The sequence below is a fragment of the Vibrio crassostreae genome (assembly GCF_041439375.1).
Classification (GTDB): domain Bacteria; phylum Pseudomonadota; class Gammaproteobacteria; order Enterobacterales; family Vibrionaceae; genus Vibrio; species Vibrio crassostreae_D.
On the sequence record NZ_JBGONY010000009.1, the window covers coordinates 1 to 17,738 of the forward strand.

General features: G+C 41.3%; 18 protein-coding genes and 1 pseudogene. 4 read left to right on the top strand and 15 right to left on the bottom strand.

What is annotated here, in order from left to right; translation table 11 throughout:
- Positions 1–40: 40 nt before the first annotated feature.
- The 6 genes and pseudogenes from ACED45_RS05930 to ACED45_RS05955 all read right to left on the bottom strand — a co-directional run.
- A complete protein-coding gene (locus ACED45_RS05930) occupies positions 41–640 on the bottom strand; it encodes a hypothetical protein (protein WP_371713500.1) in 600 nt (199 codons plus the stop codon).
- 14 nt (positions 641–654) lie between these two features.
- Positions 655–1,578, bottom strand: a complete 924-nt coding sequence (locus tag ACED45_RS05935; RefSeq protein WP_371713501.1) for a hypothetical protein — start codon at positions 1,576–1,578, stop codon at positions 655–657.
- A 171-nt stretch (positions 1,579–1,749) separates the two neighbouring features.
- Positions 1,750–2,643, bottom strand: coding sequence for a hypothetical protein (locus ACED45_RS05940; RefSeq protein ID WP_371713502.1), 894 nt, complete (start codon positions 2,641–2,643; stop codon positions 1,750–1,752).
- A 303-nt stretch (positions 2,644–2,946) separates the two neighbouring features.
- Positions 2,947–3,144, bottom strand: a complete 198-nt coding sequence (locus ACED45_RS05945) for a hypothetical protein (RefSeq protein WP_371713503.1) — start codon at positions 3,142–3,144, stop codon at positions 2,947–2,949.
- The gene (locus tag ACED45_RS05950) at positions 3,141–3,548 is read right to left on the bottom strand and encodes a hypothetical protein (RefSeq protein ID WP_371713504.1); all 408 of its coding nucleotides are present in this window, start codon (positions 3,546–3,548) and stop codon (positions 3,141–3,143) included. The genes ACED45_RS05945 and ACED45_RS05950 overlap by 4 nt, the downstream gene beginning before the upstream one ends.
- Positions 3,545–3,796 (bottom strand): annotated as a pseudogene (locus tag ACED45_RS05955) (M15 family metallopeptidase); the annotation flags it as partial. The pseudogene ACED45_RS05955 and the gene ACED45_RS05950, both read right to left, overlap by 4 nt.
- Positions 3,797–4,037: 241 nt before the next feature.
- Here ACED45_RS05955 and ACED45_RS05960 point away from each other — a divergent pair.
- A complete protein-coding gene (locus ACED45_RS05960; RefSeq protein ID WP_102333349.1) occupies positions 4,038–4,712 on the top strand; it encodes a hypothetical protein in 675 nt (224 codons plus the stop codon).
- A gap of 449 nt (positions 4,713–5,161) precedes the next feature.
- A complete protein-coding gene (locus ACED45_RS05965) occupies positions 5,162–5,764 on the top strand; it encodes a DUF2971 domain-containing protein (RefSeq protein ID WP_048661961.1) in 603 nt (200 codons plus the stop codon).
- 94 nt (positions 5,765–5,858) lie between these two features.
- Here the strand turns inward: ACED45_RS05965 and ACED45_RS05970 are convergent, their stop codons facing one another.
- The 4 genes from ACED45_RS05970 to matP all read right to left on the bottom strand — a co-directional run bounded on the left by ACED45_RS05970 (position 5,859) and on the right by matP (position 8,428).
- A complete protein-coding gene (locus tag ACED45_RS05970; protein ID WP_371713505.1) occupies positions 5,859–7,079 on the bottom strand; it encodes a hypothetical protein in 1,221 nt (406 codons plus the stop codon).
- A 144-nt stretch (positions 7,080–7,223) separates the two neighbouring features.
- Entirely contained in the window at positions 7,224–7,535 is a 312-nt protein-coding gene (locus ACED45_RS05975; protein WP_253821012.1) for a hypothetical protein, read from the bottom strand.
- Positions 7,536–7,640: 105 nt separating this feature from the next.
- Positions 7,641–7,949, bottom strand: a complete 309-nt coding sequence (locus ACED45_RS05980; RefSeq protein WP_017059672.1) for a DUF3634 family protein — start codon at positions 7,947–7,949, stop codon at positions 7,641–7,643.
- Positions 7,950–7,972: 23 nt separating this feature from the next.
- A complete protein-coding gene (gene matP / locus ACED45_RS05985; protein ID WP_010440786.1) occupies positions 7,973–8,428 on the bottom strand; it encodes a macrodomain Ter protein MatP in 456 nt (151 codons plus the stop codon).
- Positions 8,429–8,617: 189 nt separating this feature from the next.
- Between matP and ACED45_RS05990 the strand changes: the two genes are divergently transcribed.
- Together ACED45_RS05990 and fabA are read left to right on the top strand one after the other, a co-directional pair.
- Positions 8,618–10,270 carry an AAA family ATPase gene (locus ACED45_RS05990; protein ID WP_048660791.1) on the top strand — a complete coding sequence of 551 codons (1,653 nt, stop codon included), beginning with the start codon at positions 8,618–8,620 and terminating at the stop codon, positions 10,268–10,270.
- Between the two features lie 70 nt (positions 10,271–10,340).
- Complete coding sequence (gene fabA / locus ACED45_RS05995) at positions 10,341–10,856, top strand: bifunctional 3-hydroxydecanoyl-ACP dehydratase/trans-2-decenoyl-ACP isomerase (RefSeq protein ID WP_017059675.1); 516 nt, start codon at positions 10,341–10,343, stop codon at positions 10,854–10,856.
- 251 nt (positions 10,857–11,107) lie between these two features.
- On the opposite strand, the gene rmf is transcribed toward fabA, so the two are convergent.
- The 5 genes from rmf to rlmKL form a co-directional block, all read right to left on the bottom strand.
- Entirely contained in the window at positions 11,108–11,281 is a 174-nt protein-coding gene (rmf, locus tag ACED45_RS06000) for a ribosome modulation factor (RefSeq protein ID WP_017059676.1), read from the bottom strand.
- A gap of 161 nt (positions 11,282–11,442) precedes the next feature.
- Entirely contained in the window at positions 11,443–13,152 is a 1,710-nt protein-coding gene (locus ACED45_RS06005) for a DUF3466 family protein (protein ID WP_371713506.1), read from the bottom strand.
- Positions 13,153–13,161: 9 nt separating this feature from the next.
- Entirely contained in the window at positions 13,162–15,078 is a 1,917-nt protein-coding gene (locus ACED45_RS06010) for an ABC transporter ATP-binding protein (RefSeq protein ID WP_371713507.1), read from the bottom strand.
- Entirely contained in the window at positions 15,056–15,316 is a 261-nt protein-coding gene (locus tag ACED45_RS06015; RefSeq protein WP_019823251.1) for a glutaredoxin family protein, read from the bottom strand. The genes ACED45_RS06010 and ACED45_RS06015 overlap by 23 nt, the downstream gene beginning before the upstream one ends.
- A 25-nt stretch (positions 15,317–15,341) precedes the next feature.
- Positions 15,342–17,462, bottom strand: coding sequence for a bifunctional 23S rRNA (guanine(2069)-N(7))-methyltransferase RlmK/23S rRNA (guanine(2445)-N(2))-methyltransferase RlmL (rlmKL, locus tag ACED45_RS06020; protein WP_371713508.1), 2,121 nt, complete (start codon positions 17,460–17,462; stop codon positions 15,342–15,344).
- Positions 17,463–17,738 lie beyond the last annotated feature (276 nt).

Sequence of the window (17,738 nt, forward strand, 5' to 3'; positions counted from 1 at the left end):
TAATAATCACCCATACTGGCCGTTTCTATCTGAGATCCAATTAGGAAACAAAGCCTCCGCGTACTTGAGTGATCCTATGGTAAGCCACTCTCATAAACAGTCCAGCGAAAGCGACTAATATTAAATACCAAGCCAAATTAGGAAGACCAATCGTTAATTCAAAGAGTTCTGTCGTCGTGACTAATGAGATGAGTGTCACACATAAAAAAGCAGCGGGTAAGGCTGACACCATATACAAGGTGAAGTTTTTTAGTGGTCTATAAAAGTACTCTCGCAATCGCTTTGCTTCATCAACGTATTGCTCTTTGAAGCGAAACTTCCCTTCATCACAAACCAAGTACTCACAGCCATCTTTATACAATTCGACCGTGCTAGTTGGCTTTTGACTTGATAACAAAACACAGATTTCATCATAGTTAGCTTCATACTTAAAAAGTAACCGAAACTGTTGTTCGACGACCAACTTTGTTGCAAGGTTAACTTCCTTATCAAAACTATGGAACAACAATTCTAAGTTCTTCACCTTGAACTGCTTGTGAGACGAAACAAGCTCATGAAAGAATTTCAAGAACGGTAACAGACCCACTAAAACAGCTATCGCAGCTCCAGTTGAAAACCAATCATTGTTCAATAAATCCATGTATTATCCTTTTGTTAGAACAGTTGTTGCTGAGGACTTTCTTTTTTCTCTTGAACTTCTTGTTCACTAATTTCAATTACCTTAATTTCAAATAATTTGCTTTCAATTGCCGGTCTAAAGCTCTCTCGTAAACGTTCAACGAAGTTTCGTCGTTCTTCTTTTTCATCGAAATCTGTGCTGGTTACTAATAGTAATAGTAATAGTAATAGTAATAGTTTTGCATCTACTTTCTTGGCTTGTCGATATAAGTTTACCTTGTTAAGCATTATGTATAGGCGATCCATATACATAATCGTGAGCATGTTTTTTTGCCTTACCTCAACAAACACCTCTGTTTCTGATGATTGGATATAACCATCAAAAACGGTTCTTCTATCCATTATTGGGTCAACTGCATGAAACGCACTTGTAAATTCAACTCGCTTAACAAAACGAGTATCCGATATAGGCAAGCTTTCAACATATTTTTTTAGTGTTAGTTCTTCAGCAACTTTCTTTTGAAAACGAATATCTTTGCGCATTCTACGGTCTGTCGCTTCAGAGTCCGTATCATCAACAAGATTCTGGTTACTTTGTGAGTCATCAACATCGTTTTCCTCTTCAATGTCTTCTTCGTCTTCATCTGCCTTAATAACACCAAGTAACTTTGACCATGCTTCCGGTGGAGCATTAAAGGTATTATTAACTTGAGACTGTTGAATATTAGAAACTATTTTAAAAAGCTCACTTTTTAACTCTTTATTCTCATTTGTGAGTTGAGTTTTTTTCTCTTTTTCATCATCTACTTTTCGTGACAAACTTAAGATCTTACCAAGACTCAGGTTATTAAATGACTCTGATAGAGTAAGTATTACAATAATTAGAACGATCGTAATTATACCATTCGAAATCTGATACTTAGGGGTTGCCAATATAAAACTAGCAATGGTAATCCCCATAAGTACGATACTTAGAGCAATGATTAAGGTTCTAACAAAGTAATTCGGTTTTTTTCCACGTAATTCCCTCTAAATACTTCCACCCCGCCTAAAGGGGTATATATGTGTAGCCACATATGAGTGAGTCGTAAATGGCACGCGTTTACGAAGCTCTCATGTATAAATTAACTTTTATGCATCTATCTCAATTTGAGCGGCTCGTGGTATATGACGGCGTACGGTTTTCACTTCATATTTTGAGTTTGTATAAATACCTGTATCTTCATCTCTAACTTGTGAAATAGTTAAAATCGCATCTAATGAGTCACCAGGAGCTACGGTAATTTTGTGAGCAAAGAAATCATCATAGAACTGATGATCTGATACTGGCGCTGATATCTTAATACCCCTCCAGATAAATTCCCATTTCCTTTTAGAACGTTCAAGAATTGCCCTTTTGATCTGAAGTTCAGCGACTTCATTGATTTCTCTCTGAGGTTCTTCAATTTCTATTGGTGTTGTTAGCAAAGCGAATTGACTACGAGAAATTTCAATATCAGGTGAACGATCATCAATATTACGAGTAAAACCAAAACTAACTATATGCTTGTCTTTATCAACAGCCTGTATTGATTTAGAAATACTTTTTCTGAACTTTTCGGATTTTTCTACTTCTTTTTGAGCGTCATATACTGTTTTAGGGACAATTATTGTCTTATTACCTTGTACGATAATAACTTGAGTGTCATCAACAGTCACTCTAACGTCTGAGTCTGGTGCTAAAGTATGCTGGTAGATAAATGATGTAACAATGCCTATAGCGACTGCTTCAACGCGGTTAACAGTGAAAATATTTTTTAACTCACCGTAAACGGTTTTGACTTTAGCTCTAAAGCTCCCCTCACCAAAAGCCTCTACGAGTATCTCAACCTCGTAGCCTGGATTGATAATCGCATTAGCTTCCTTGATTGCATCACTCAATGAAACTAAAGAAGTAGCAAGAGTGTAAGCATTGATTTTCTTGCGCTCACCACCAAAATGAAGAACTATTTCTTCACCATATTCTGCAATATTTACAACTTCCACTACAGTTCCTTATTCATTAAACGGTTCTTAGACAGAAAATTCGGGATTTAGGGAAGGGATTTTTTGTCTAGTTTGATTTATAGAAATGGATTATAACTATAAATTCCTTTTATAACAGTGATTTAAATCATTAGCTGTGAAACTGCGCGCCTAAAATTCAAAGGTTGAGGTAAAAATACAGAAAAAGACTACTTTCCTAGGAAAATAGTCCTTTCAATTAATGTAAATTATCGGCGTTTTTTGTAGCGTTTTCGTGTAGTGTTCGCCCTCACCACTCGCCCGTTCTTGAGCGTGTAACCTTTCTTAAGTTGGCCGTTTGGTCGGCGGCCTTTGCACTTGTATCCTTTCATTGGGTATCTCCAGTTTTCGTATCCGTTGCTCTTGGTCTTGCTGTACTCGCTTTATCCAGTTGATGTCCGTTTTCAAAGCCGCAATCGTGCCAAGGCTTGAGACTCCGCCGGTCATGAACGCAATAACCAATGTGTCGAGAAACCCCATCATTTGCCCTTCCATCGCGAGACGTAAAACTGGAGATAACGCACCATGGCACGCATCCCGAGCGTATCGACGACGACAGCACCCACCACAAACCAATACGGATTCGGGATACGCTGCAGCGCGTTAAAACCTTGCTCAACATAAGGGGCGTAATTGGGGATGAATGATAGGATTAGCGGCACAAACACCACTAAGAGAATGAACTCGTCTTTGAGTCCCCGCTCTCGAATGCTGACTTCATCGAGGCTACTGGCCTGCTCTTCACCATTCTGCAGTCGACGCACCCTCGCCTGATGCTTTTCATTTTCGAGTTCGTCTTTACGCTTTAACGCCTCAGCTTTGTTTTGATTGAGCTGCTTATACGTCGCTACACCGCCGGTCACAAGATTCAATAATGCGCCAATCATGGGTACACCAAACGATTCAATTCAACGTGTGGGCCGTCTCTTAGGCTCTTCCAGTCACCGCCCCAAATGATAGAGACTTCTAGCTCCCTAGCCGCTTGTTTAAAGGCTTTGCTAATTGCTTCGTAATACTTAAAGTCCCATGTCACCTTGCTGTTTTCATCGTAAGCCACGAAATCAATCGCATGGCCGGATTGATGGCGACTTGGGCGTTTGTGGCCGTCTAGTTGGCTCAAGCCCTCCTGATAGAGCTAATGTTGGTTGGTGTAGAGAACTTAGGTCATAAAGAGACATTTTCAGAACACTATAAAAGCCGATTGACATAAGTCACACAGAGCTTGACTGAGAAACACCAAATACACGGCTTTTTTACTCATCAATCTAATCAAAATAACTAATTAGATAGTTAAAATAACCATTTTAAATCAATGATATAAAATTAGTTGCAAGTTTCATCTATACTCCGCGCCTTTATTAAACGGAGCCCTAACTTTGCAAACAAACAATTATCAAAAACAAGCGATGATCTTATTTGCACTATTAACAATTGGGTCGGCTTTCGTTAACGCTTACGGAATGAACGCGACCATAGGTGAACAGCTCATAGCCTTCATTTCGTCGCTTATCAGTTATATTGTTATTGTCTCTCTGTTCTTAAGGTTCGCTAACGTAGACGTTATTAATTCCAAATATCGAACCTTGATTGGTGCAAGTTTTGTTTGCATAACCATCTTAGAGAATGTTTATCCTATGGTAATATTCAGCAGCCATGCACTTACTAGAGAGTACTATGTCATTTTTTCCATTAAGCTAGTCGTCAATAGCTATGTAGCGAACGTGATAGTTAATGAAATCAATGTACTTGGCCAGTTTTTAAAGGCACCACTATTAGATTCCATACTAATAAAGATCAAAGCACGTTTAGACTCAAAAGCGGATGCTAGTCGAGTATATAAAAAGCTATACCCTGTATTAGAGGTGCTTCTTGAGCAAGGCTATAGTTTTGATTCACAAGAAGTGAGTAGGATTGTCAACGTGTTGGGAGAACTGCCGGCATCAGGAACAAAACGAAAGAACTTCGCCAATTTATACTTAAGAGATGAAATCACTTTGCGTAAGTTGCCTCGTGATCCTTCATACTTCGACGGCCAAGCCCTTTGGCATTAAACTTCTTAAAAAAACACGCTCGATGTTCATGTGGTGGTTGATTTATAACTCGTTGAATTTGAGGGATTGATGTTTCTGTTAATAGCTATCTAATGGCAAGGAAAGATCTGAGCTTCGCCTTTTTATACAAAACTAATCAACTTAAACCTTATTCATAACTCCGTAATGGACAACATTCACCTCACAACTTTCAAATGCTGAAACTCAAGCAGTTAAGCCAAACATAAAAGTTACGTTGTATCTTATTTTCAACAAGCGAATGTTAGATTACTGTCGCTCAGCTGCCAGATAAACCACTTAAACAGGCTACTATTTCATGTTTAAATTTTGATCTATCAAACAGTTATATGAATATATTTGGTGATTAGGCAATCAAATGCTATGCATTCAGGTATCAGCTATGAATTAAAGTGTTAACATCAGGCAATTTTGTAAACTAGGTGTTTGATATGTTGCCTAAACTTTATAAGTTCAGATCCCTCCATGATAGAAACATACAGTCGATTGCCGAGTGTTCGCTGTGGTTCGATTATGCTAAAACTTTCAATAACCCTTTTGAATCTAACCACATATTCAAGAATGAACTTCAAAACAATTTCAAGGTTATGTGTTTTTCTCAATCCAGCGACCACCCTATACTATGGTCTCAGTATGGCGACAACTTTAAAGGTATGTGCATCGAGTATGACCTCAACTGCTATAACGGTGAGGCCAATCTCAACTGTTTCGAAGTCCAATACGAAGATGAGCCAAGCATGTTCCACTCAGCATCGTTGGGGGAATTGCAAGGATCTGAATTGGGATCTGAAATGTTCAAGGTTAAGCACTCTAATTGGTGCTACGAAAAGGAATACCGTTGGGTGCTATCTGATGAGGAAATGATCGGTAATAAGCTCTACCTTAATAGAGAATGCCTAAGCTCGGTGATTCTGTCAGAGCACGCTCCTGCCGACAGGAAGCTGAAAGTTCTGATGACTTGCCAGCGCCTTGGTATACCCGTTAAGCATGCAATTGCCAAGCAGGAGTCGTTTACATTCGAAGTGGTCTGTTAAACGGTATACAGCAAAATTTATATCAATAAGTCAGACACTTTCATTAAGTTACAGTGCAACGAAAAAGGGAGCCACATTTAATGTGGCTCCCTTTTTACATGTTCGTCGTCAGTTTTCCAGGCACTTTATCTTGCATCTGCTCAATCGTCGCTATAGACATTTGAACAGTTGAAAACCAATAAGGTCGGTGCTTAACGTTAAATAACTCACTATTCTCTAACGCTTCGAAAACAGAATACTTCCTACCTTGAGCCAAAGCTGCCCCATAAACCGTTCGCTCAAGTACAGGAATGTCATTCACTTCCTCTAGAAGTGCCCTCTTTATGAACTGGTTTCCAGGGCTCCAATCTATAAATTCAACGAGGTTTTTTAGTAGTTTAAGCTCTAACTGCTCGACCATCGCTTCGAGAAACTGTGTATTTGGCATCACCTCAGTACAAGCATAATATTCGTCATGTTTGTCACTTGCTTCACGATAACCAAGCATCGTTTTTACCAATGCGTCTTCAAACGTGGAAGAAAAGTGGTTACAAATTAGAAACAAAGGCAGAACTCGCAACACGCCAAGTAAAATTCCTACGTTTGGGTCTTTAACCGACGTTTCTTGAAGTCGAATTCGAGTCGCATTTGACGTCACGACCAAGTGCTGCCAAACCTTAGGTGTGATGTGTTTAATGTTGCCATCATTCCACTTGATCAGCTGTTGACTCATTAACAATGGGAACAATAAACGACAATTTTCAATACCTATCTGTCGTGCTGCAATTTTTGGATCGAGAATCACCTTAGATTTCTTTCCATATTTATCTGCAAACTCTTGATTGGAAACAAACTCGATTAAACTTGAGCTCAATGGCCTACTTTTCGCGGATATTTCATGGAGTTTGGAAAAGTTTAAAGATGGCGAATACGCAACACTAGCGAATTGATTGTAATCGGGTAAGTCTGAAAACAACGAACTTATTAAGGTACCTTGAAGCTTCTCAAGCATTAGCGCAGAAGCGGCATTGCTGACATCATCGATAACGTATCGTAAGGTTTGTTGCTTCGCGTCGACTTTCTCACGATGAGCATTGACTCTATCCTGCTCGCAGCGCAATAAAATACGTTGGTTGTGAGATATGCGGTCAGATTCATCAAATATGACGCTATCACAATACCTATTTTCCAAACTTAGTAACGTGTCTACTGTAGATTGTGCGAGCTTATATTCAGGTGAGATTAACCATCGATTAAAGCGAGCTTCAACGTTGATTGAGACCTTCCTTGAGATATCAACTACTTCAGGGGTATAACTTTTATTTGCTAACAACAACCGTGACTTTCCTTTGCCGTAAATGCTCTTGTATCGGCATATCCTGCCTTTATAACAAAACTAATATTAATAGAAATTAGAGATTGGTTCACGAAATTGTTTCAATAAAATTAAGGGTATTTAGTTATAGTGCGTTGAGAGTGGCTAGTGTGTGATATGTAGCCGGATATACTTTTCTGGAAAGCTGTATTTGAACCTTTTCTTCTTCGGTAGATATTTTTTCGCCTGCTTGCAAACTTTACTATCTCCAGACGTTCTCACCTTTTTGATTCTTGCGTAACCTTTAGAGTGCTTCATCTCAATCATCAGATCGCAATAACCCTCGAAATCAACATTACTCTTGTTGAGCCCTTTCATGACGGTGACTTTTATCTTTTTAGCTACAGGATTAACCAATGCATCGTCGGGAAAAGCGACTGGGGATAAAAAACATAATAGTAAGACTAGATATCTCATACTGCTCTCTCTTTGTTGAGGGTGAGAACAGTATGCGGAGATTTAAGAGAAATGAAGGATTAACTTAGTATGAAGATTGACTAGCTAGCGCGTAACTCTCAACGATTACGCTTTCTTTGAGCCTTTAGACTTAAAACCATTATGCGGGAACACGTTACGAATACGCTGCTGTACGTTTTTAGGTACATCTTTAGTGAACTTGAGATTGTAGCCAGAACGTTTTGCATACACTTTTAGCTCACCTTTAAAGGTATTGTTATGACCAATCTCTTGAAGGTTATGCTTAAAGCTCGGTGGAAGATGCCCTTTAACTTGTTCGATCGCCCCGTCACTAAATTTAATTTTCAACACCGGTCGATCGACTGCTACTAACCAAAAAACTAATACCGCACCGATTAAGATTACGTACATCATAATGTCACCACTACTGTTGATGGTTATTTATCGTCAGAAAGGAGTTTGCTTAAGTCTTCTTTAAGGCTAGTCACCGTCTTGCTGGCCTGTTCACTACGAGACGCTTCGCTAACCAAATACTCGATGGCGTCGGAAAGCGTACAACCTAGCTCGTTCGCTCGTTGAGATAGTTTTTCCCATACACGATAATCAAGGTCGATTGATTTCTTTTTGGTGTGAACTTGTTCAGCATTGAAGTGGCGCTTTCGCTTAGCTCTGATCGCTTGTTTAAGCTTGTTATCGAGCTCAGGAGACATGTTGTTAGAGATCCACTCAAGAACACCCGTAGGCTGGTGTTCCAGCTTCAATAAGGCTTGAACAGCAACATCAGCTTCACTTGAATCAATATGGCAAGTGATCGATTCACCTTCTTTCCATTTTTTGACCAGATAGTTCCATTTCCAACCACATTCCAAGTTTTCAAGTTGCTGATATTTCATGTCTAGTCTCGAGAGTTAATCCTAGTGACAGCGTAACCCAAAATAGGCTATTTAACAATTATTGTCTTGAAAGAATAGACCAAGATCATACTTATATTAGCTTAGTGATTAGTAACTACCACATAGAGCTACAAGCGAGATCGGTTTTTCTATATACTCCCTACCTCATTATCATAATCAGAAACTTAAATGACTCAAGTAGATTGGCGACATGTTACGCCTCAGTACGACGAATATAGCGCTCAATTAGAGCAATTCCCTGACATCTCGCCTTTCCCGTTTTCAGATATTCAACATAGATTCAAAGATGCGCTAACCCGCTTTGTCCGTTTGTCTAACCTTTCGCGTGTTTTACTTGTAAACGCTCCGGACAATTCGATCTATCGTCAAATGATTGTTGAATCTCTGGTCACTGCTTTAGATGATCACACTCTACCGGTTATAAAAACTGAATCTTTAAATGCTGCCTCTCTTTTTGACCAAGTTCAATCGAAAGACGGTAAGGTTGTTGCGACAAAACCTGGCCTCCTGGCTAGAGCAAACAACGGTTATCTGATCGTTTCAGCAAACTTGATCTTAGCAAACCCAGGAAGCTGGTTACTGCTTAAATCTGCGCTGCTTGGTGAAGCCGTAGAGCCTATCAGTAGTAATCCTGAGCACTTGAACCAATCTCCAACTTTGCCTCTTACCTACAACATTAAGTTGATTGTGGTTGGTGATAGAGCTCAATTAGGTGACCTTGATTATCTAGACAGCGATATTCAAACCGGTTTTTGCCTATTTAGCGAAATTGAGCAAGATATCAAGATCTCTGAAGAGAATTTGACTCAATATCTTGGTTACCTTAAGTGGCTTCAACTACGCTATGAACTGCCAACCATCACGCAACAAGCGTTGACGGGCATTCTTACTGCCGGAGCAAGAGAGACTGAAGATCAAAGCTATACTCCATTATGCCCTATTTGGCACAATGCGTTATTGAACGAAGCTTTGATTGAAGCTAACAATGGTGAGATTGATATTCACCATATCCAACAAGCTCAACAACACAAATACAACCGAGAGTCGTACCTACCAGAACGCGCTCTTGATGATATTCGAGATGGCCAAGTCATTATTGAAACTGAAGGTGAACAAGTTGGTCAGGTTAATGGCCTAACAGTCATCGATGTTCCTGGACACCCGATATCGTATGGTGAACCTGCACGAATTTCCTGTGTTATTCACTTTGGTGATGGTGATATTGCCGATGTTGAGCGCAAAGCCGAACTTGGTGGTAATCTTCATGCAAAAGGTATGATGATCATGCAAGCATTTGTGAGCAGCGCACTCAACCTTGAAGATCCGCTACCTTATGCCGCTTCTGTGGTATTTGAGCAATCGTATTGCGAAGTAGATGGCGATAGTGCTTCTCTTGCAGAGCTTTGCTCTTTGGTGAGTGCTTTGTCTGAATACCCTATCAATCAACAAATTGCGGTTACTGGTGCAGTGGACCAATTTGGTCGTGTACAAGCGGTTGGTGGGCTAAACGAGAAAATCGAAGGCTTTTACCATGTGTGTAAGCACAATGGCTTAACTGGCGAACAAGGTGTGATCCTTCCAAGATCGAATTTAAGGCACCTCGCACTGAAGCCAGACCTTATTGAAAGCATTAAGAATGAAGAATTCCATATTTGGTCTGTGTCTAATGTAGATGAAGCAATTCCTCTCATTATGAACAAACCATTTAGAGACGATGAACAAGAAAGCGTTCTGAGCAAAATCGCGGAACGTATTGAAAACTTTGAAAGACATGAGCACCCTATTGGAATCGTTGGACGCATTAAAAACTGGTTTGTCTAGTACTGATCGGACTTGTTTAGCGTACACCTGTTCACTAATATGCACCTATCAAAAATCGGAGTAATTGATAATGCAAAACAAACGTGATTCTTACACTCGCGAAGAGCTTCTAGCATCAAGCCAAGGCGAACTATGGCCACAAGGTCCTCAACTACCAGCACCGAACATGCTAATGATGGATCGCATCACTAAAATGTCTGAAACTGAAGGTGATTACGGTAAAGGTTTAGTTCTTGCTGAGCTGGACATTACTCCTGACCTATGGTTCTTCGATTGTCACTTCCCAGGTGACCCTGTAATGCCGGGTTGTCTAGGCCTTGATGCTATGTGGCAGCTTGTTGGCTTCTACCTTGGTTGGGTTGGCGGCGAAGGTAAAGGTCGTGCTCTAGGGGTTGGCGAAGTGAAATTCACTGGTCAAATTCTGCCTACAGCGAAAAAAGTAACTTACGAGATCCACATGAAGCGTGTTGTTAACCGCCGCCTAGTTATGGGCCTTGCGGATGGTCGCGTACTTGTTGATGGCAAAGAGATCTACGTTGCTAAAGATTTGAAAGTTGGCCTTTTCCAAGATACGTCAGCATTCTAATCTGTTAGTTAGATTTTTAATAAAGCAGCCCATGGCTGCTTTATTTTCACTCCAATAAATTTAGTTATAGTGCATTAAAGTATCACGTATTTAATTTGAAACAGAATAAATCCACCAGCGATACGCTTATGATAGCGAAACTAGAATGCTAAATAGCTCTGGGAATCTTTGTATTGTTCTGAAACTAACAAGGCTCCAGTTGTTGTATCAACAAACAATGGAGCCCTGACCTTTAATTCTTTGCGGCCTATCTATTTATAGAGACCTGATTGCTTATCATCTTTGGCATCACGCCAACCACCTAACCAATAAGACCGAGAATCCATTTGACTATATGGGCAAGCTTCTTGCGACCTACCATTTAAACCAGCTTTGTAGCCTTGAGATTGTGCTCGTTCTAGTCGATCACGCTTTTGTCTCTTCATAGTGCAGTCCTCATACGGGTGTTCCATTTACTAACATACAATGATTACAACTTTGCGGAGTTTTTGTGACTCCAACTTTAAGAATCGATCAGATTTTCACTTTTCTCAAGGCGAAAAAAAGCCCGAGTTCAGAATTGTGAACTCGGGCTCAAGAGATAAAATTATTTAAATTTTCTGCGGAACCCTAACAGACCAAGTACAGTCAAACCCAGCCAACCTAGGCTACCGCCTTGACGATCAACTTTTTCTGAGTCAGCGCTACGAGTTTGGATGTCGGCTTTCGTAGCACCAGCAATCGGAATCAGCTTAACAGCAACAACCTCTTCGACTGCATTAGATGATGCACCAGCACAGTATGAGTTGTGAGAGGTAGTATCGTAGGCTCGTTCATCGTTACCTCTACCGTCTCCATTTGTATCGATCATACATTTTATAGCTGTTGCCGAAATAACACCCGCGTCATTAATATCTGTTGCATCGATAATTCGGAACTTATTGTTTTCTCCAGAAGCGTTGCCATCATTCGTTAGATCATCTAACCACCAAGCTTTGCTCTCAAACAGCGCAATTCTTGTTGCGTCAGTACCAGTCGCTTGATACGGATAAATAAAACCACGATGACGACGCTCACTGCCATCTACTTCTCGGGTTGTTTCGGCGTCAATTTGACCAACAAACTCGTTAAAGTTGTTCACCGCTTTAGCTTCACCGCTAGCACCACCAAAGAAGATACCACCAGACAAGTACGTTGCAGTCGGGTTTTTAGCATCAGTGACAACAAAAATCTTGTTACCTGCACTACCGCTCTCAGGAACATAGCCATTACGCTTAGCATAGCCAACAGCAAACAAGTTCTGGTTAATATCAGTCGCAACGGAGTTACTGTATCTAGCATCGTCATTCGATGAACCAGACTTAACCTCTGCACCGCTAATCTGTTTAGTTGTCCATGTTGCGCTGGTAAGGTCAAGTGAATCGCTCACAAAAACACTGGCATTCATGTCTTGTAGGTCGCCATTACCATCTGCTGTATTATAGCCAACACCATAGAAAACAGAGTTTGATTCAACAATTGAACGCATACTGCCTTGAGCAAAGTATTCATCTTGTTGAGCATTTCCACTTCTGATCCAATCAATCTCTTTTGTTGTAGTACCATCCCAGATAGCAGCTTTTGAGCTAAATGTTGTATCCGAAGTATCTGTTTTTGGACCTGCCGTAGATACACTACCTACATTATAAACAGTACTGTTGCTTGCCGTAATCGCTTTCCATGCACGAGTTTCAGAGGTGCCAGTAGGCCCAGCCGTCGTCGTAAACATCGCATTATTACGGATACCACCTTCAGATTTAACACCTAGTGGTTGAGCATTATTATCTAGAGAGTTAATGACCGTATTACGAGTGTCAAATGTCGCGCCGCCTTCAACAAATGCTTTTGCATTGACGTAAGTTAGGTCGAACCTTTCCTTACTCCAAGTATCATTCCAACGGTTTTGCGCCCAACTCTCACATGTAGAGTATCTTAGCTCTCTATAACAATAGTTTTCGAAATCATCGAACTCTTGGATGTATTGGAACGGAGCGTCCATCGCGAATGGTACTTCTTCACGATAACTTACAGCCTCGACCGTATTGCGAGTTTCACCAGCCAATTTAAAGCTATCACATGCAACTCCGCCAACGGTACCAGTCGTAAAACAACTTTCAGTGTCTGTAACTGTTGCTGGCTGAATCGCTACACCAAAGATTTCAGATGCACCAGTAATCGAAGGCGTTACTTCAACTACTTTGTAAAGCGCAGCGTTGGCGTTAGTTGCAGCAAAAACTAATGCTGCAACTGTTGTTAATTTAAATTTAGTACAAGTCATTATTACTTCTTAACTTTCCTGTTGTAGTGCCTCGAGCTCTTCCCAGCGCTCAAAAGCAACTTCAAGCTCCTGCTCTGCTGCAGATAGCTTATCTAATACTGGTTGTGTCTGCTCTACAGATTTTGAAAAGAAGCTTGGATCGTTGACTTCTTCCTGAAGAGTTTCAATTTGAGTTTCCAATTCTTCCAAACGCATTGGTAGCGCTTCTAGTTCTCGTTGTAGCTTATACGATAACTTCTTAGGTTTAGCCTTAACTGGCGCAGTTTTGGGAGTTTCCTCAACTACTTTCTCAGGCTTTGATGGCTTTTCAACCTGTCGGTACTCTAATGCTTGCTTTCTTTGCTGCTGAGCATCGTGATAGCCGCCAACAAATTCTTCAATCACACCGTTACCTTCGAAGATCCAACTTGTCATAACTGTGTTATCAACAAACTGACGATCGTGGCTCACTAAAAGAAGCGTACCCTGATAGTTGGCAAGCAAATCTTCTAAAAGTTCCAAAGTTTCGATATCTAGATCGTTGGTTGGCTCATCGAGAATCAATAAGTTGTTCGACTTAAGGAAGATACGAGCTAATAACAGGCGGTTTTTCTCACCACCAGATAGTGCTTTAACAGGAGTACGAGCACGTTTTGGAGAGAATAAGAAATCTTGTAAGTAGCTTAGTGCATGACGCTCACGGCCGCCTACAGTGACTTCTTGCTTACCATCCGCTAGGTTATCAATTACAGACTTCTCAGGGTCTAGGATTTCGCGGTATTGGTCGAAGTAAGCGACTTCAAGCTTAGTACCGCAATGCAGACAACCTGAATCTGGCTTAAGCTGATCAAGAAGCAGTTTAAGTACCGTACTCTTACCACAACCGTTAGGTCCAATCAGAGCGATACGATCGCCACGCATAATGTTGAAGCTGAAGTCTTTAACAATCTCTTTGCCTTCGAAGCCAAAGTTAATGTTCTCAGCTTCAAATACAATCTTGCCTGAACGCTGGCCATCGTCGATTTGGATGATCGCTTTTCCTTGCACTTCACGACGATTCAAACGTTCTTCACGTAGCTTCTTAAGCGCACGTACACGGCCTTCGTTACGAGTTCGACGAGCTTTAATACCCTGACGAATCCATACTTCTTCCTGAGCGAGCTTCTTATCGAATTCCGCGTTCTGCATCTCTTCAACACGTAGCGCTTCTTCTTTTTCAACTAGGTAGTTTTCGTAATCACCTGGAAACGAGCTTAGTTTGCCGCGATCAAGATCAACAATGCGTGTTGCCATCGATTTGATGAAAGCACGGTCATGCGAGATAAAGATAATTGAACCACGGAAGTCTTTCAGGAAGCCTTCTAACCATTCAATAGTCGCAACATCCAAGTGGTTAGTCGGTTCGTCTAGAAGTAAAACGTCTGGGTCACATACAAGTGCACGAGCAAGCGCCGCTTTACGTTGCCAACCACCAGATAGATCCGTCAGCTTTGTTTCAGCAGTCAGCTTAAGTGCCGCTAATACGTTACTTACGCGATCTTCAAAGCGCCATGCATTCGCATGATCCAATTGCTCTTGAACGCGAGTAAGACGGTTTAGATTCTTTTCACTTGGGTCTGTCGCGATGAGATCCAGAAGATCATGGTAGATCTTCAGCTGTTCGCCGATTTCAGCAAGGCCACCAGCAACGTAGTCATAGACTGTACCTTGTTCATTACGCGGTGGATCTTGTTCCAAGCGAGACACAACCACATCTTGCGTGATTTGCATCTTGCCATCGTCCATGATGATGTTCCCAGACAGGATTTTCATCAACGTAGACTTACCAGCGCCATTGCGCCCTACTAAACACACACGTTCGTTTTCTTGCAGCGCAAAGTCCGCACGATCTAATAACGGGTGATCGCCAAACGCTAATTGCCCATTATGAATTGTAAGTAATGCCATTCTTCTTTAACCAATCATTAAGTTCTAACAAGCCAAATGGCCAGTTAAGTTCTGAGCTTTGAGAAAGATCAGAGCTTTCAAATTTGAGCACAGGAATAGTGACCCCGTAACGGGAAAAGAGCTCATCATCAAATGCAATGTCGACAACGTTGACGTGATGGCTAATATTTAACTGTTCCGTGAGTTGGAATGCCATCTCACATAGATGGCACCCTTCTGTACTGTAGAGAGTCAGCACTATATATCCTTATACAATCTCTTAACTACTTGTGAGTAATCAACCAGCAGTTATGAATGTGCTTATTGCGAGAGAAGTCCAATGGAAGCGTCTTAGCAGAGATGTTCTGAGCCTTAAGACCTAATTCATCCAGAGCTTCCAAGTCCATTTTGAAGTGACGCTTGTTGTTAGAGAACACAATCGTGCCTTCTTCACGAAGAAGACGCTTAAGGTTTTCCATCAACTGAATATGATCACGTTGAACATCGAAAGATTGATCCATACGCTTTGAGTTTGAGAACGTAGGTGGATCAATAAAGATCAGGTCGTAAGAACCCTGCTCTTTAACCAACCACTGTAAGCAGTCAGCTTGCACAAACTGATGTTGACGACCAACACGGCCATTAAGCTCCATGTTCTGTTTTGCCCACTCAAGGTAGGTGTTAGACATATCAACCGTTGTTGTAGAGCGCGCACCACCGACAGCAGCATGAACAGATGCACTGCCTGTGTAAGCGAACAGGTTTAGGAAATCTTTACCTGCGGCCATCTCACCGATGCGACGACGAGTGATCTTATGATCTAGGAACAAGCCTGTATCTAAGTAATCATGAAGATTAACAATCAGCTTAACGCCGTATTCGTTCACTTCTAGGTTAGATGAGTCTTGAGCCATCTTCTGGTATTGAGAACGGCCTTTCTGCTTCTGACGGACCTTAAGAACCACGTTGTTTGCTTCAACGCCTGTTACTTGGATAGAAGCACGGATGATATCGGTTAAGCGACGTTTTGCCTTCTCTTCCGGTACATCTTTAGGCGCTGCATATTCCTGAATCACAAGGTGACCTGGGTATACATCAATCGCTACATTGTATTCAGGTAAGTCAGCATCATAGATACGGTAACAATCTAATTGCTCTTTCTTAGCCCACTTGCCAATTTTACCGATGTTCTTTTTAAGACGGTTCGCGAAATCAGGTGCAATCAATTGTTCTTGTTCGCCTGTTGGGCGCTCTGACATCGGACGATCTGAAATTGAGTAGTTCTTTTGGTGACACGGTAACGCACCGTTATTCAATTTGAACTGTTTGTCTGCACGCATGCGTAAGCAGCTAAGTAGTTCGTCTGAACTAGAGAAGATAGACGCGTTGCAGCCACCGAACTCAGCTTTAAGTTGTGCACCGAATGCCGTGTAAAGTGCAATTAGACCCGGCTCTGTACCTAGACGCTCACCGTAAGGTGGGTTAGAAACAATCACACCATCAGTAAACTCTGTAGGACGCTTAAGTTTTGCAGCATCACCTACTTCGAATTCAATTAACTCTTCAACACCAGCACGGCGAGCGTTATCACGCGCTGTTTTGATCATGCGTTCATCATTATCGTAGCCATAGAACTTACATTCTACTTTCTTAACTCCACGACGGCCTTGAACGTTAGCTTCTGCTTTAACTTCAGCCCAAAGCTCAGGTTCGAAATCTTCTAGTGATTCAAAGCACCATTTCTGACGTTTAACACCTGGTGCTAGGTTTGCAGCCATCATTGCAGCTTCAATCACTAACGTACCTGAACCACACATAGGGTCTAAGAAAGGTTTCGTTGCATCCCAACCACTACGAAGAAGGATTGCAGCAGCTAGCGTTTCACGCAGCGGAGCACGACCTGATTCTGGACGGTAACCACGTTGGTGAAGACCGCTACCCACCATATCAACACCAAGAATCGCTTTATCACGGTGTAGACGAACGTGAATACGAACATCTGGGTTCTCTTTGCTGATAGAAGGACGAGGCAAAGACTTCTTCTCGAAGCAATCAACAACGGCATCTTTTACTTTCATCGCACCGTATTGGCTATTACGGATTTCGTTGTTCGTACCATTGAAGTCAACAACAAAACGCTTAGAGCTATGGAATTGATTTACCCAGTTAACCGCAGTGGTTGATAGGTACAAATCCATGTCATCCATACAAGTGAATTCAGAAAGGACACGTACAAATCGAGAAGCCAAACGGCTCCACAAACAACAACGATAAATTTGCTCATTGGTCGCTTTGAATTTAACACCTGCTTGAACAGGTTTTGCGTTTGAAATCCCTAGTTGGGTTAGTTCTTCAACTAATAAATTCTCAAGGCCGTTTGAGGTAACCGCTAGATATTGATTCATAGTGTTCTTTTATTGATAAAAATGAGCTCGATTATACCTGAATTTGTAACTAGAGCATCACACTAAACACGTCTTTTCATTGAATCTTTCGACTAACTGGCTAGCAAATGTACAGTCTTGAAGCGATCGCTTACCCACATCCCCTTAGAACACAAGACCTATCAAACCAACTCCATTTCGGACCATTTCTTAACCAAAGTAGCAGTGTGAATTTATATTCACCTCAAAACTGGTATATACCAATGGTAATTTATGGGTGAAATTTAGCTACAAAAG

Bases quoted from the DNA above. Each gene is read 5' to 3' on its own strand.
- ACED45_RS05930 (WP_371713500.1), bottom strand. From the start codon at position 640: ATGGATTTATTGAACAATGATTGGTTTTCAACTGGAGCTGCGATAGCT.
- ACED45_RS05935 (WP_371713501.1), bottom strand. From the start codon at position 1,578: ATGGGGATTACCATTGCTAGTTTTATATTGGCAACCCCTAAGTATCAG.
- ACED45_RS05945 (WP_371713503.1), bottom strand. From the start codon at position 3,144: ATGATGGGGTTTCTCGACACATTGGTTATTGCGTTCATGACCGGCGGA.
- ACED45_RS05950 (WP_371713504.1), bottom strand. From the start codon at position 3,548: ATGATTGGCGCATTATTGAATCTTGTGACCGGCGGTGTAGCGACGTAT.
- ACED45_RS05965 (WP_048661961.1), top strand. From the start codon at position 5,162: ATGTTGCCTAAACTTTATAAGTTCAGATCCCTCCATGATAGAAACATA.
- ACED45_RS05975 (WP_253821012.1), bottom strand. From the start codon at position 7,535: ATGAGATATCTAGTCTTACTATTATGTTTTTTATCCCCAGTCGCTTTT.
- ACED45_RS05980 (WP_017059672.1), bottom strand. From the start codon at position 7,949: ATGATGTACGTAATCTTAATCGGTGCGGTATTAGTTTTTTGGTTAGTA.
- matP (WP_010440786.1), bottom strand. From the start codon at position 8,428: ATGAAATATCAGCAACTTGAAAACTTGGAATGTGGTTGGAAATGGAAC.
- ACED45_RS05990 (WP_048660791.1), top strand. From the start codon at position 8,618: ATGACTCAAGTAGATTGGCGACATGTTACGCCTCAGTACGACGAATAT.
- fabA (WP_017059675.1), top strand. From the start codon at position 10,341: ATGCAAAACAAACGTGATTCTTACACTCGCGAAGAGCTTCTAGCATCA.
- rmf (WP_017059676.1), bottom strand. From the start codon at position 11,281: ATGAAGAGACAAAAGCGTGATCGACTAGAACGAGCACAATCTCAAGGC.
- ACED45_RS06005 (WP_371713506.1), bottom strand. From the start codon at position 13,152: ATGACTTGTACTAAATTTAAATTAACAACAGTTGCAGCATTAGTTTTT.
- ACED45_RS06010 (WP_371713507.1), bottom strand. From the start codon at position 15,078: ATGGCATTACTTACAATTCATAATGGGCAATTAGCGTTTGGCGATCAC.
- rlmKL (WP_371713508.1), bottom strand. From the start codon at position 17,462: ATGAATCAATATCTAGCGGTTACCTCAAACGGCCTTGAGAATTTATTA.